The organism is Salegentibacter maritimus, assembly GCF_016236975.1.
GTDB lineage: Bacteria > Bacteroidota > Bacteroidia > Flavobacteriales > Flavobacteriaceae > Salegentibacter > Salegentibacter maritimus.
This window is the reverse complement of record NZ_JAEHNY010000014.1, coordinates 82,428-97,179: the sequence shown is the minus strand read 5'-3', so window position 1 is coordinate 97,179 and position 14,752 is coordinate 82,428. Positions and strand designations below refer to the sequence as shown.

Sequence of the window (14,752 nt, the reverse complement as noted above, 5' to 3'; positions counted from 1 at the left end):
TAGTCTAAGTATTAAAAAGCACCAAATTGCTATGAAAAAGATTTTTTAGTGACTTGAAAATACTGAAAATTTATTAAGGTGCTTAGTTTTGGTTAATTGGTTGAGTTTGTTTGAATTTTAACACGAGAGCAGTAATAGAAATACCGAAAATCTAAATTTTATATCTAAGCTAATAAAATTTTAGGGTCTATTCTGCTCTCTTTTTTTCAGACTAAAGTTTAGCTTAATCTTTTTTTGACTTTTTCCTTCTTAAAACCCCTATAAACTTTAGCTGTTATAATTTATTGCAAACTGGCGCTTTTTAAGCGTAGTGCATTTGCAATTACTGAAACCGAACTAAAACTCATTGCCAAAGCGGCGATCATTGGGGATAGTAAAAGTCCAAAAACCGGGTACAAAACCCCTGCTGCAATTGGTACGCCTAGCGTATTGTATATAAGAGCAAAGAATAGATTTTGTTTAATGTTAAGCATTACCTTTTTACTTAGTAATTTCGCCTTCTTTACTGCTTTTAAATCTCCTTTCACAAGGGTTATTTCTGCGCTTTCTATCGCCACATCGGTACCGGTTCCCATTGCAATACCAATGTTGGCCTGGGCCAAGGCAGGCGCATCATTTATTCCATCTCCGGCCATAGCCACTTTTTTACCTTCTTGTTGAAGTTTTTTCACTTCATTCTGCTTATCTTCAGGCAACATACCGGCCTTAAACCCGGTTAGGCCAAGTTCTTCGGCAACCGATTTGGCTGTTTTCTCATTATCTCCGGTAAACATATAAACCTTAACACCTTCATCCATCAAAGATTTTAAGGCTTCCCTGCTGGTCTTTTTAATAGGATCGGTGATGGTAAAATACCCGGCTACTTTTCCGTCTACCGAAACAAAAGAAACAGTTTTCCCTTTCTCCTGTTCAATAGTTACTTTCTTCGATATTTCTGAAGAAATTTCAATTTTCTCAGTTTGCATCAGCTTATCATTACCAATGGCTATCTCTTTATCTTCTACCACACCGGTAACCCCTTTTCCGGTAACCGAGCTAAAATCTGAAGCTTCGGTATATTTTAGCTTTTTTTCCTTTGCAAAATTTACCGTGGCTTTTGCAAGTGGATGTTCACTTTGAGAGTTTAGCGAAGCGATAAGTTTTATAATTTCATCTTCATTATTTCCTGAAACCACTTCCACTTTTTCCACTTTGGGCTTGCCTTCAGTAATAGTTCCGGTTTTATCTATAATTAATGTATCAACATCGTCCATTTCTTCCAGGGCACGGGCATTTTTAATAAGCACCCCATTTTGCGCTCCCTTTCCTACTCCTACCATAACCGACATAGGAGTGGCCAGGCCAAGTGCACAGGGGCAGGCAATAATTAATACCGCGATGGCATTCACCAGAGCATAAACATATTGAGGCTCTGGCCCATATATTGCCCATACAATGTAAGTTAGTACTGCAATCACTACCACCACCGGCACAAAATAAGCCGAAATCCTGTCAGCTAATTTTTGAATTGGCGCTTGCGATCTACTGGCATCATTTACCATTTTAATAATTTGGGAAAGCAAGGTTTCCTCCCCTACTTTTTCAGCTTTCATGGTAAAACTCCTGTTCCCATTAATGGTTCCGGAGCTTACTTTATCTCCTTCAGATTTATCTACCGGAATAGGCTCTCCGGTAATCATCGATTCATCAATACTGGAATTTCCTTTTTCAATAATTCCATCTACCGGAATTTTATCTCCGGGTTTCACTCTTAGAATATCTCCTTTTTCAATTTCATCTATAGAAACTTCTTTTTCTTCGCCATTAATTACTTTTATCGCTTTGTTGGGAGCCAGTTTTAGGAGTTCTTTGATAGCAGAATTGGTTTTGCTATGTGCACGGGCTTCCAAAACCTGCCCCAGTAAAACCAGGGTAAGAATTACGGTTGCTGCTTCAAAATAAACGTGCACGGTTCCCATTTCAGTCTTAAACTGCGGCGGAAAAAAATCTGGAAACAACAAGCCAAATATACTAAAAAGCCATGCTACGCCTGCACCAATTCCAATTAGAGTAAACATATTAAGGTTCCAGGTTTTTATAGATCGCCAGGCCCGCTCAAAAAACATCCAGGTAGCATAAAATACTACCGGAAGAGAAAGCCCAAATTGAACCCAGTTCCAAATTTCCTGATCTAAAACTTTATAAAGTGGGTTACCCGAAATCATTTCAGACATCGCGATAATGAAAATAGGTAGCGTAAAAGCTACGGCTATTTTAAACTTTTTAAGCAGCTTTTTATAAGATTTACTTTCTGAAGATTCTTCGGGTTCTTTTGGTACCAGGTCCATTCCGCATTTAGGGCAGGAACCGGGAGCGTTTTGCTCTACCTCAGGATGCATTGGGCAGGTATAAACAGTAGCTTTTGGGGTTAAGCTGGCCTCTTCCACCAAATCCATGCCGCACACCGGGCAATCTCCAGGCTTGTCATAAGTTTTATCCCCTTCGCAATGCATGGGGCAATAGAAAACCCCATTTCCTTCCCCATTAGGTTTGTTCTTTTTGGGGCTTACTTTTTTTCCTGCTTCATGAATTTCATAATTCCCACCATCATCTTGCAATACCTGCTGTAATTTTTCTAACGAAACATTCTTATCACCTACAATTTTCGCCTCTTCTTTTTCAAGATTTACTTCGGCATTTTTTACACCTTCAACTTTATTTAAAGTTTTTTCTACATGAGCTCTACAGCCATTGCAGGTCATTCCGCTTACAGAATAAGTTTGCGGCACCTCATCTTTTAAGTGAATTTGATAATTGCTGTCTTCCAGCACTTTTTGAAACTCTTTAAGCTGAATGTGTTTCTGCATCTCTATTTCGGCAGAAGCTTTTTCAAGGTCAACCTTAACATGGGTTACGCCTTCCACTTTTTTTAGAGAATCCTCAACGTGGGCCCTACAACCATTGCAGGTCATCCCAGAGATATGGTAATTGTGTTTCATAGATTTTATTAGAGAAAAAAACTGTTTGAACCTCTGTTGTTAGTTACGCCATGCTGAACTTGTTTCAGCGTCTAATTTGATAGGAATTAGATGCTGAAATAAATTCAGGCTGACGTCTATCAGTAAAAATTCAAACAGCCTTTTAAGATTAAATTTTAGGCTAAATAAGCCTCGCAAGCTTTTGCACACTCCCTACATGCCCTGGCACATTCCTGGCAGTGATCGTGCTTATGCTGCCCACATTCATCGGCACAGGCATTACAAATTTCAATGCAGTATTTTACAAGTCCGTCTACATTTTTGTAACCGGTAACCAAAACCTGATTTAAAGTACTGCAAACTTCAGCACAAACCCTGTCGGTACGAATACAATCTTTCATCATTTCTATGTTGTCTTCATCCAAACAGGCATCAGCACAATAATTACAGTGATTGATACAGTTTCCCAATGCTTTCAACATTTCTTCATTTCTCATAATATTGGTTTTTATTGGTTTAGCTCAAAATTAAGCACTAAAAACCGCAATGAGTTTTAAAATTATGGTAAGAAGTTATAATATAATTAGAAAATGCCTTGTGTACTTTTTGAGATTGTTAATCTCCTAGATATCATCTAAAGGTTTACGATCAAAAAGCCTGGTTTTATATTGAGAAGGGTTTAAGCCGGTTTCCTTTTTAAAGAATGTAGAAAGATAAGCGGCACTTCCAAAGTCCATTTTATAGGCAATCTCTGAAATATTTAACTCATCGTATTCCAAAAGTTCTTTTATTCGTTCTACTTTTATTTTATTCTGAAAACTTTGAATGCTCTGGCCTTCTTCCTTACTAAAAAGGCTGGTAAGATGACTATAATCGTAATTTAATTCTTCACTCAATACTTCAGAAAGTTTTTTGTTCTGGAAGTCTTTATGATTGTATACCATCTTTATAACCAAAGATTTTATTTCGGTTATAATTTTATTGGTTCGTTTAGATACAATTTCAAACCCGTTTGTAGCGAGGGCATCTTTTAAATCCTGAAATTGGGATGGTGAGAGTTGGTTTTCCAGCTCAACCCTACCTAAATTAATAGTAATGTAATTAAGGTTTTGTTCCCTAAGCGTATTTTCCACACTCATTAGGCAACGATCACAAACCATATTTTTTATATGTAGGATATTTTCTTTCAAACCGATTTTCATTAAAATAGTAAGATTGGCTAAAACTTTTGGATGCCGCACCAAAACCTATTTTAAGTTTTTCTGCTTCTCTCCATAGATTTCAACCAATCTTAAAATAATATAATTATTGAATGGTAGCTTCTACCCTACCACACTTTAACATTTTATCACCATAATAAGGATTAAAAATATCTTTTGAGTTAGAATACCAGTAGTCTCCTTTTCCTTCAAAAGCCATTGGGCAATATTGTTTAAAGATTGCTCCAGATTCTAAAGCATTAACCAATACAGGCTCCATAGCAACGGTAAGTTTAGAAAAAGCCTCGCGTTGTTTGTTAACATCATCGGTTTCTGCGATAGTAGTTGCAATAGCAGCTATTTCTTCGTTATCGCTTGCCGCTTCAGCAAGTTTTGCAGCTTTTTCTGCGGCACTATCGGCATCGGTATTTACAAAAGCATCCTTAATTTCTATATACAAATTATAGGTTTTAGCGGTCTTTTCGTCCTTAAATTCGGCTTGTAATTCTTCGCCTTTATAGGTTTCTTTTTTGGCTTGTTCATCTGGCTGATGCATTTCATGTTGCATAGGCTCTGGAGCATCATTTTTATTTTCTTCATTTTTACATGAAAATAATACTAAACTTCCCGCAATAAGACTTAGCATTGTTAAGCTTCTAAGGTTTCTTTTCATTGTTATTGATTTATGTATTAATTAGAATTTAAATAGTTTAATTATATTTTACTTTCAATTTCCAAAAACTGTACAAAAAAGGCAGTGCTTTGTCTCCAAATCACTAAAAGCTTTCCTGATACGGATCTAAAAATAATACTGTAGCAAACTAAATTAATGAATATTGGAAAATCTTAAATAATAAAAGCACTTGTATAATAATTTATGTTGTCTAGTTCCTTTATCATTTTTTTCTGATTTTTCAACTTTTCAATTTGCACTTTATAACGAATTGTATTTTAATTATTCCGACTTTTTCTCCAGCCGTGAAATTATCTTTTTCATTTGTACAATTTCTTTTTCCTGGGCTTCAATAATTTCCTCAGCCAGTTTTTTGGTTTCTGGGTCTTTAATGTCTGCCCGCTTACTGGTTAGGATTGCGATAGAATGATGCGGAATCATGGCTTTCATATATAAAATATCTCCAACAATTGGGCCTTGCGCCCTTACCAGGCCTAAAGCAGATACGAAGAGTACAAGGCTCCCCAGGTAAATGGCAAGGTTCTTTTTCTTGTTTTTATACATTTTGAGCATAAGCGAAAGCATAATTACCGCCATTGCTGAAATACCCAGGCAGGCCATATAAAACCTTGTTAAGCTAAAATATACATGGTCAAACTCATACGTATTAAAATACATGGTAATGTACATCGCTATAAATGACAATCCGAGCATTAGAAAAAATCTAGTATAATTGCTGCTAGTATTATGTTGTTTCTTTTCTTTTGAACTCATTTTTAATTGTTTTTTTGTTATTAATTTCTTCTATATTTTCACAGTCTTTCCTATTTAAAACAAGGTTTAGACATTAAATTAATGTTTTCTCAACAAAATATCTTATAGTTTTCTTTGCGTATCTCCACAGTTCATCATAACATCCCCGAAATAGGGGTTTCTAATTTCTTCTGAAAGGCTTAACCAATCGGCTCCTTTATTATTATTCACCATAGGACAATGCTGAATATATATAGGTGGTTCCAGATTTTCTATATTAGAGACAAAAGCAATTATATTCTCTGAAAGCACTTCAAAATGCTGCCGCTGCTGCTCTATATCGCTACTTTCTGAAATTGCCATAAGTTGGTCTTTAATTTCATTAAAGTGCTGGGTTTCCATTTTCCCAAGATTAGAAATACTAAAAGCGGTAATTTGTTGGTGCATTTTGGAAGCAGCGGTTTTAGCTGATTCTGCATCGGTATTCACAAATGCATCTTTTAATGTAAAATAAGCAGGCAGCGTTGTGGAAAGGTTTTTCTGAAAAGATAGAGGTAAATTCATCTTCATTTCAGCCGGATTACTATCTTTCTTTTCAGTTTGATTCATCATAGAATTTTTGCCCTGTAATTGTACAGCAGCATCTACGGTAAAGGTTCCGTTAACCACAATTTCCTCTCCCTCTTCCAGGCCCTCTTCAATCACAAAAGAATCTCCCAGGGAAGTTCCTAACACCACTTCTCGAGCTTGAAAACCGGCACCATTTTGTGCATCCTGCTTCACATATACCAGGGAGCGTTTTCCTGTCCATAAAATAGCCGATTGAGGAATCACTATTTTATTGTTCTTAGCATCAAGATTCTTTTCTATAATGCCCGTGGCAAAAACCCCGGGTTTTATTCGCTTATCTTTATTATTTATCTCTACCCTTGCATTCGCAACCCGTGTTTTATCACTTAATAAAGGATCTACAAAACTTATTTCGCCTTCAAAAGTTTTACCAGGTATAGACCTAAGTGTATAATTTACTTTGTTACCTTCTTCAATCCAGGACATATTGCCTTCATAAACATCAAAAAGCACCCACAATTTATCCAGGTTTGCTATCTCGTAAATAGGCATGCCGCGCTCCAGGTAATCACCCCGCTCTGATAACAACTCGGTTACTACCCCACCTACATCTGCAGTGATAGAGAAACGTTCTATTGGCTTTCCGTTGCTCAATACTTTATTGATTTGGTTTTCGGTAATTTTCCAATTTCTAAGTTTTTGCTTTGCAGCCTCAAATAATTCCGGCTGACTTTCCTTTATGGCTTCGGCCTGCAATAATTCTTCCTGGGCGGTTACAAGTTCTGGAGAATAAACACTGGCTAACACCTGACCTTTATTAACTTTTTCACCGGTAAAGTTCACATATAATCTTTCAATCCTTCCAGGTATATGGGTAGACTGTGTATAAGTATTACGCTCATCTACTCCCACTTTACCATTTAACCTAATCTCTTTTGAAGCTTCCTTCTCTCCTATAACCAAAGTTTCTACATTAGCCAGCTTCATAGCGTCCTCGTTCATAACGAACACATCTGAGTCCAGGCCATTTTCATCTTCGGAAAGTGGAATAAGGTCCATGCCACAAATTGGGCAATCGCCCGGTTCATTTTGCCTTACGGAAGGGTGCATAGAACAGGTCCAGATTTGATTTTCAGCTAGCTCTGAATGCTCGTGCCCTTCTTCCGGCTCCTTTTCATTTGCGCCTCCAAAAATTAAATACCCCAATAAAATACCCAGCACTAATATGCCGGCGGCTTTCCATATATTCTTATTTCGTTTCATCGTAATTCTGGGTTTTAGCTGATAAATATTCCATTTTTGCCTCGGCTGTAAATCCGGTTTTTAAGGCTTCTAATTGCTGAATTTTAAATAATAAAATATCCTGATTCATCTCAAGGATTTCTTCAAAATCGCCGTCATCATTACTAAAGGCGGAAACCAGAAGTTTATTGGCCTGTACAGAACTCTCTATCTGTCTTTTATACAGGTTTAACTGCTTTTTGGCCTTTACTAAATCATAAAGCGCTGCTTCTAAATCACTTTGCAACTGATTTTTCGTAGCTTCTTTATTTTTAATTGCGGCCTCTTGCATAAGCACTGCTTCTTTTTCAGCCGCTTTATATTTTTTTCTAAAAATTGGTAAGGTTACCGAAACCATAGGCATAATCACATCCTGTCCATTACCGGGCGGATTCATATCTGTACGTTCTGAAATAATAGCGTAATCCAGGCCTATCCCAATATTTGGCAAACCCGATTTTTGTGCGGTTTTTGCACGATGTTCATAAGCTTCGCGTTCCTTATCGAACTTCGCAAGCTCGGGATGCTCGTTAAAGGCCTGTTCGGTATTCATCAATTCGGGCTGTAGTTGTTCATCTAACACCAGGGTATCCTGAATACCAACCGAAGCTTCCTTATTTCTGTTTAACAAAAGGTTGAATCGTCTCTTTAGACTTTCCAATTGTTCTTCTTCAATCGCTATTTCAGTTAAAGCTTCATCTCTTTTAATATCTACCCTAACAACGTCTACCATTTTAGAGCTTCCGCTACGAAATTTACTCAAAGAAAGCTCCCGGTAAGAATCTAAGATATCCATGTTCTTTTCTTTTAAAAGGATACTTTGTTGTATGGCAAAAAGTTCGGCATACGCCTTTTTAACTTCAAAAAACAAATTGGCACGTTTCGCCAAATATTCCTGAAATCGAGCTTCTGCTAACAAATTTGCTGCATCCCTCTTTGTTTTCAAAGTTCCAAACCAGGGAAACATTTGCGTAAAACTAAATCGAGCCTCCTGGGCACCCAACCTGGTTTCTACCATTCTTCCAAAGGCACTTAGCGTAAGGGTGGGATCTGGTAATGATGCCACTTGCGGCGATTGCTGTAAAGCTGCTTCAAAACTTGTATAAGCCGATTGCAGTTCAGGATTGTTTTCTGCTGCAATTTTAAGGTAATCGTTTAGTTCCTGTGCCTTCGAACTCACTACAGGAAAAGCGATTAGCAGTAAACTTATTATTATTTTTATCTTTAATTTCATCATCTAATATTTAATTTCTTCAGAAATACTAAGCTTCAATTGTTTTGGTTTCATCTCCCTCTTTTTCTTCAGAATTATAGGGCACATTTTCCCTCCAAATAGCCTGTAAAATAGGTACTACAAAAATCGTCATAATCTGAATTAGCATTCCACCAACAATTGGAATAGCCATAGGTACCATGATATCTGAACCTTTTCCGGTAGAAGTTAGCACCGGGAAAAGCGCGATTATAGTAACCGCCGTGGTCATCATGGCGGGGCGTACTCTTTTTAAGCCGGCTTCCATTACTGCTTCCCTAACCTCAGCTACAGTTTTTGGTTTTTTCCGTTCAAAAACCTGGTGAATGTAGGTACCCATAATCACCCCATCATCGGTAGCAATTCCAAATAGTGCGATAAAGCCAACCCAAACGGCCACACTCAAGTTAATCTCCTGCATCTGGAAAAGTTCTCGCATATTGGTGCCAAAAACCGCAAAATCCATAAACCAGGGCTGTCCATAAAGCCAAATCATAATAAACCCACCGGCAAAGGCAACAAAAACACCCGAAAAATGAATGGTAGAAGCAATAATGCTCTTAAACTGAAAATACAACAGAAGGAAAATAATTACAAGACAGATAGGGATAAGGATGGCAAGGCGTTCTACAGCCCGCACCTGATTTTCATAATTTCCGGAAAACTTATAACTAACCCCTTCCGGCACCTCTAATTCTCCTGAAGCTATTTTATCCTGAATATGTTTTTTGGCATCATTTACCACATTTACCTCAGCAAAACCATCTCGCTTATCAAAAAGAACGTATCCCGTAAGAAAGGTATCTTCACTCTTAATCATTTGCGGTCCCTGCTCGTAATTAAGCTCTGCAAATACCCTTAATGGAATTTGGGCTCCTTTAGGAGTTGGCACCAAAATATTTTTAATACTCTCGGGATCGCCCCTTAGTTCTCTTGGATACCTTACGCGTACCGGAAAACGTTCGCGCCCTTCTACGGTAGAAGTGATTTCCATACCTCCAATAGCAGTTTCTATTGTTTGTTGAACATCTTCAATACTAAGTCCGTACCGGGCAATCGCATTCCTGTCTATGTCAATTTCCAAATAGGGTTTTCCTACAACTCGATCGGCAAAAACAGCTTCAGCCTTTACCGAAGGAACCTCTTTTAACAATTCTTCCAATTGCATTCCAAAGTCCTGGATAGTAGTAAGGTTTGGCCCATACACTTTAATTCCCATGGGGGCACGCATTCCGGTTTGAAGCATCACAAGCCGGGTTTCTATAGGCTGTAGTTTTGGAGCCGAGGTAACCCCCGGAAGATTTGTGTGCTTTGTAATTTCATTCCAAATATCATCGGGGCTCTTAATATGCTCGCGCCAGTTTCGGTAGAATTTCCCATCTTCATCTTTAACAAGCTGCGCAGCAGATACATCTTGCTCAATGGCTTCTGTATTGCTTAAGCTATCACCAGATTTCAGGATAAACCGGTCTTTATCATCTACTTTAAAGCGTTGCATAGAACCATCTTCAGCAAGTATAAACTCAAGTTTATAATTGATAATATTTTCAAACATCGATATTGGGGCAGGATCTAAAGCGGTCTCGGCCCTTCCCAATTTACCTACAGCAATATCAATCTCCGGAATGCCGGTTACCGCCATATCTAACTGCTTTAGGGTTTTAGTGGTTTCTTCCATGCCGGCGTGGGGCATGGTAGTAGGCATTAGTAAAAAGCTTCCTTCGTTTAATGAAGGCATAAACTCTTTACCCACACCCGGGAATGTATGTGCCATCCCACTCCAAACCTCTGTAGTTCTTATATTCAATCCTAATTTATCAAAACCTTTGGCCACAAAACCAAACATATTGGGAAAACCAAACCAGATTATAGCACCAAAGAAAATTGTGATTATAGGCAATGAAAGGAATTTTCCTTTATTGGTTAAGCACCAATTTAGAATGGGTTGGTAGAACTTTACCATCATCATTAAGATGGCCAAAGTGATACTAAGCAGCAGGATCACGAAAATATAATTGGCAAAGGCAGATTTCTGAAATCCAAGTGGCATCCATTCTTCGGCAAGGAAGAAGATGGTTACCGCCAGTATTAAGCCCGGGATTACATATTTGGAATATCTCCCTAAGAACTGCGGATTTCTGGTTTCGGCAATTTTCACCAATCCAATAAGTGTAAGTGCTAAAGGAAGCCAAAAGCTAAAAACAATAGCCAAAACCGCTCCTGAAATTACCAGGATAAAATTCCAGATATTTTGTGACTTCTTTTTGTTGATTTTAATGTTGAAAAAGAAGTAGGAAAGCATGGGTAGCACAAATACGCCTATTAAAAAAGCTGCCACCAGCGCAAAGGTTTTGGTGAATGCCAAAGGCCTGAATAATTTCCCTTCGGCGTTTTCCATAAAGAAAACCGGTAAAAAGCTTACTATCGTGGTTGCCAGGGCAGTGGTTACCGCCGGGGCAACTTCTACAGTTGCATTATAGATTATATTGGCAAGCTTCTTTCCGCGGGCGTTTTTATTTTCCGGCATTTCCAGCCATCGCACCGTATTTTCAACAAAAACAATCCCAACATCTACCATAACCCCTATAGCAATGGCAATACCAGAAAGTGCCACCACATTGGCGTCTACTCCAAAATAGCGCATAGCGATAAACGTCATGAGAACTGCCACGGGCAACAAACTGGAAATTAAAATAGAAGCCCTTAAATTTAAAACAAGAACAATAATTACAATAATACTGATAAGCACCTCGTGAGAAAGTGCTCTCTCCAAAGTGTTTATAGTCTCATTTATAAGCTGTGTCCTATCATAAAAAGGAACGATGGTTAATTGGCTTTCGGTGCCATCGGCCAAAACTTTGGAAGGCAAACCTGAAGCTATTTCCTGAATCTTATCTTTGGTGTTTTGAATCACCGCCAAAGGGTTTGAGCCATAACGAGCTACCACTACCCCTCCTACTACTTCAGCGCCCCCTTTATCCAGAACACCCCGGCGTTCAGCGGGACCTAAACTTACCTGCCCAATATCTTTTATAAAAATGGGCGTGTTTTCATTCTCGGCAACAACGGTATTTTCAATATCATCTATAGATTTTATATACCCCAATCCTCTTACAAGATATTCTACCTTATTAACCTCCAGGGTTTTTGCCCCGGCATCACGATTGGAGTTTTTTACGGCTTTCATCACCTGATTTATACCAACTCCGTATGCTTTAAGTGCATCGGGGTTTACATCAATTTGGTATTCCTGAACAAAGCCTCCTATAGAAGCTACTTCAGAAACACCCTGAGTTCCGCTTAAACCCAGTTTTACATAGTAATCCTGAATTTTTCTCAATTCGTGTAAGTCCCACCCCCCGGTTACATTTCCGTCTTTATCGCGGCCTTCCAGGGTATACCAAAACACCTGCCCTAATCCGGTAGCATCGGGGCCTAAGGTTGGTTGCACATCTTGCGGGAGCAAACCGGCCGGAAGTGAATTCAGTTTTTCTAAAATTCGGCTTCTAGACCAATAAAACTCTACATCTTCTTCAAAAATGATGTAAATACTGGAAAACCCAAACATTGAAGAACTTCGAATAGATTTAACACCGGGAATTCCTAAAAGTGTACTGGTTAGCGGATAGGTAATTTGATCTTCTATATCCTGCGGCGAACGTCCCGGCCAATTCGTAAATACAATTTGTTGATTCTCCCCAATATCGGGAATAGCATCTACCGGAACAGGATCACTTGGAAGGAAACCTGTATTCCAGTTAAAAGGAGCGGTAACCAACCCCCAGCCTATCAAAAAAACTAAAAGTAAAACAGAAACCAGGCGGTTAGAAAGAAAATAGTTAATGATCTTATTGAACATAGACTTAGATATACATTTATAAAAAACGAAGCTTAAAAAATGACCAAATGTGTAAACTCAAGGCCAAACGGGGAATGTAATTGAAAACAATTTGCAGAAAACTGTTTTACCACAATTTATAACTACAAATTATTATTTGCCCTGAAGGCCCAAAAAGCACTTATAGGACAAAATTACATTTCAAAAAATGTATATCAGATAAGAAAAACCTGGTCTTCAAGATGAATATCTTTGACCAGAAGTGGTGGGGTGTAATCTTTAAACGGAACAATTTGCTTTTGGATATCTTCTAAAATGAAAATATAAGAATACGCAAAGCCAATAAGAAAGGCCTGTTGATTTGAGTCTAGAGAATCAAATTTATGCTTTAATTCATCCTGACCTTCCACCGCTATTTTTTTGTTGGTGCAGCAAGAATCCTGGGCGGTGGCTTCCATATCCATACCACAGGTTTGAGCTTCAGAAAAAATGGCTTTATCAACCAAATAGTTTCCGCAGAAGTGCCTATCAACCGTAAAGGAAAGGGTTGAAAACAGCACCAAAAATGCCATGGCTACAGAAATACTATGTTGAAACGCTTTTTTCATCGGCTACAAAAATAAGTAATTTTTTGAAATAAAGTACTTTCCGATTTTTTGGAATAAGTTTTAAAATTATGGGTTTTTAGATTTTTGCAACCTATAATAATAAAATGCAGGTAGTAAAATAAGTATAAAAATTGGATGAATAAGAAACCTTCTAACATAAAATAGGCCCATTACATTTTGTTCATTAAGTGTAAAGTAAAGCACACTAAAGGCAGCAAGGCTAATCCCAAACAATATGGCAAATAATATTGCTGCAAATTTTATGATGTTCGTATCTCGAAAGGCTACAAATAATATTGCTAAAGAGATTAAAGTATTTAGCCAATATCGTAAACCAATATTCAAGATTAATTTAGGGAAAAAAATTTGAGGTACCTCCATTGCCAAATGCCCGCCGTACCGATAAAAATCAATAAGTGGATCATAAAATAATTGTTGTTCAAAAAGCCTTATCAAAACAAGCAGCACAACTAATATTGCAATCGTTAAAAGTTTTACCAGCTGCTTCATACACTATGTTTTTGACTATAAATACGCACCCAAATAAGCCATAAAATAAATATGGTGCCATATATAATTAATGGAAAAACAATACTATGTAAAAATTGGGTATGTTGTGGATATTCATAAATTCCTATGGCAAGAACGGCAATTCTAATAATATTCATCCCATAAATTATAACAGATCCAGCCAGTAAATAAAGTAATGTTGTTTTGAACTTCCCAAAGAAGGAAAGTACAAAAGCGAGAAATAAGATAATGATACTAACAGCGTTACAGCCTTCTATAATTCTAGCAAGGTAAACCTCGTTAATAATAAGTTTCATAGAAAGTTCATACTGGTGAGGTATAATTTTGGCATTATACCCAAAACTATTTATCAAAGCTTCGCTTTGCTTCGCCACAAGGTGTGTAATGTAATCGGGGAAATAAACCGGAGACCTAAAAAAATCTAAATAGAGGTTATAAAATAGCGTAAATACCAAATAGCTCCCCAAAAACATGAAAATAAACCGAAGCACCGATTTGTATTTAACGAATAACCTGATCAAATTTTAAGGGGGTTTTTAACAAATTTATATAAATATGTGCCTGCGCTTGCTATAATTTTTAAATACTTTTGCACTAAAATATCAACTATGCCATTTCAGAAGTTAAAACCGGAAATTAAAGCTATTCTTGAAAACAATAAACTATCGGTAGACCATAGGTTATCGCAGGTTTGTGAAGTTTTAAAAGAAAATATTCCATATTATGATTGGGTAGGATTTTACTTTAAAAATGGTGATAAAGAGGAATTGAAATTACGCTCGTTTGCCGGTGAACCTACCGACCATACGATTATTCCGTTTGGAAAAGGAATTTGCGGGCAGGTAGCGGTCTCTAATGAAAACTTTGTAGTGCCAGATGTAAAAGCACAAACCAACTATATAGCCTGTAGCATTCATGTAAAGGCTGAAATTGTGGTACCGCTTTTCTTAGGTGGCGAAAATATTGGCCAAATAGATATTGATTCTCACACACCCGATCCATTCTCTAAAGAAGATGAGGAATTTTTAGAATGGGTGAACGCAAATGTAGCCGAAGTTTTAGAAGCCTAAAAAAAAAGAGAGAAGAGAAG

General features: G+C 37.6%; 12 protein-coding genes. 1 reads left to right on the top strand and 11 read right to left on the bottom strand.

Annotation, left to right across the window (positions count from 1 at the left end; genetic code table 11):
• Positions 1-281: 281 nt before the first annotated feature.
• From I6U50_RS14425 to xrtF, 11 genes are all read right to left on the bottom strand, one after another.
• Positions 282-2,978: a heavy metal translocating P-type ATPase gene (locus tag I6U50_RS14425; RefSeq protein ID WP_198639357.1), complete on the bottom strand. Its 2,697-nt coding sequence runs from the start codon at positions 2,976-2,978 to the stop codon at positions 282-284.
• A 155-nt stretch (positions 2,979-3,133) separates the two neighbouring features.
• Positions 3,134-3,454, bottom strand: coding sequence for a four-helix bundle copper-binding protein (locus I6U50_RS14420; RefSeq protein WP_193711264.1), 321 nt, complete (start codon positions 3,452-3,454; stop codon positions 3,134-3,136).
• 126 nt (positions 3,455-3,580) lie between these two features.
• Positions 3,581-4,198 (bottom strand): helix-turn-helix transcriptional regulator, encoded by a 618-nt coding sequence (locus I6U50_RS14415; protein ID WP_317192035.1) that lies wholly within the window; start codon positions 4,196-4,198, stop codon positions 3,581-3,583.
• A gap of 64 nt (positions 4,199-4,262) precedes the next feature.
• Complete coding sequence (locus I6U50_RS14410; protein ID WP_198639356.1) at positions 4,263-4,829, bottom strand: DUF3347 domain-containing protein; 567 nt, start codon at positions 4,827-4,829, stop codon at positions 4,263-4,265.
• A gap of 282 nt (positions 4,830-5,111) precedes the next feature.
• Complete coding sequence (locus tag I6U50_RS14405) at positions 5,112-5,603, bottom strand: DUF305 domain-containing protein (RefSeq protein ID WP_198639355.1); 492 nt, start codon at positions 5,601-5,603, stop codon at positions 5,112-5,114.
• 102 nt (positions 5,604-5,705) lie between these two features.
• Entirely contained in the window at positions 5,706-7,415 is a 1,710-nt protein-coding gene (locus I6U50_RS14400; protein WP_198639354.1) for an efflux RND transporter periplasmic adaptor subunit, read from the bottom strand.
• Positions 7,402-8,670, bottom strand: coding sequence for a TolC family protein (locus I6U50_RS14395; RefSeq protein WP_198639353.1), 1,269 nt, complete (start codon positions 8,668-8,670; stop codon positions 7,402-7,404). Before I6U50_RS14395 ends, I6U50_RS14400 begins: the two co-directional genes overlap by 14 nt.
• 25 nt (positions 8,671-8,695) lie before the next feature.
• The gene (locus I6U50_RS14390) at positions 8,696-12,544 is read right to left on the bottom strand and encodes an efflux RND transporter permease subunit (RefSeq protein ID WP_198639352.1); all 3,849 of its coding nucleotides are present in this window, start codon (positions 12,542-12,544) and stop codon (positions 8,696-8,698) included.
• Positions 12,545-12,738: 194 nt separating this feature from the next.
• The gene (locus I6U50_RS14385; protein WP_198639351.1) at positions 12,739-13,131 is read right to left on the bottom strand and encodes an HYC_CC_PP family protein; all 393 of its coding nucleotides are present in this window, start codon (positions 13,129-13,131) and stop codon (positions 12,739-12,741) included.
• 66 nt (positions 13,132-13,197) lie between these two features.
• Positions 13,198-13,641: an exosortase F system-associated membrane protein gene (locus I6U50_RS14380; protein ID WP_193711274.1), complete on the bottom strand. Its 444-nt coding sequence runs from the start codon at positions 13,639-13,641 to the stop codon at positions 13,198-13,200.
• Positions 13,638-14,183, bottom strand: a complete 546-nt coding sequence (gene xrtF, locus I6U50_RS14375; protein ID WP_198639350.1) for an exosortase family protein XrtF — start codon at positions 14,181-14,183, stop codon at positions 13,638-13,640. Before xrtF ends, I6U50_RS14380 begins: the two co-directional genes overlap by 4 nt.
• An 87-nt stretch (positions 14,184-14,270) precedes the next feature.
• Between xrtF and I6U50_RS14370 the strand changes: the two genes are divergently transcribed.
• Complete coding sequence (locus I6U50_RS14370) at positions 14,271-14,732, top strand: GAF domain-containing protein (protein WP_198639349.1); 462 nt, start codon at positions 14,271-14,273, stop codon at positions 14,730-14,732.
• The last annotated feature ends 20 nt before the right edge of the window (positions 14,733-14,752 follow it).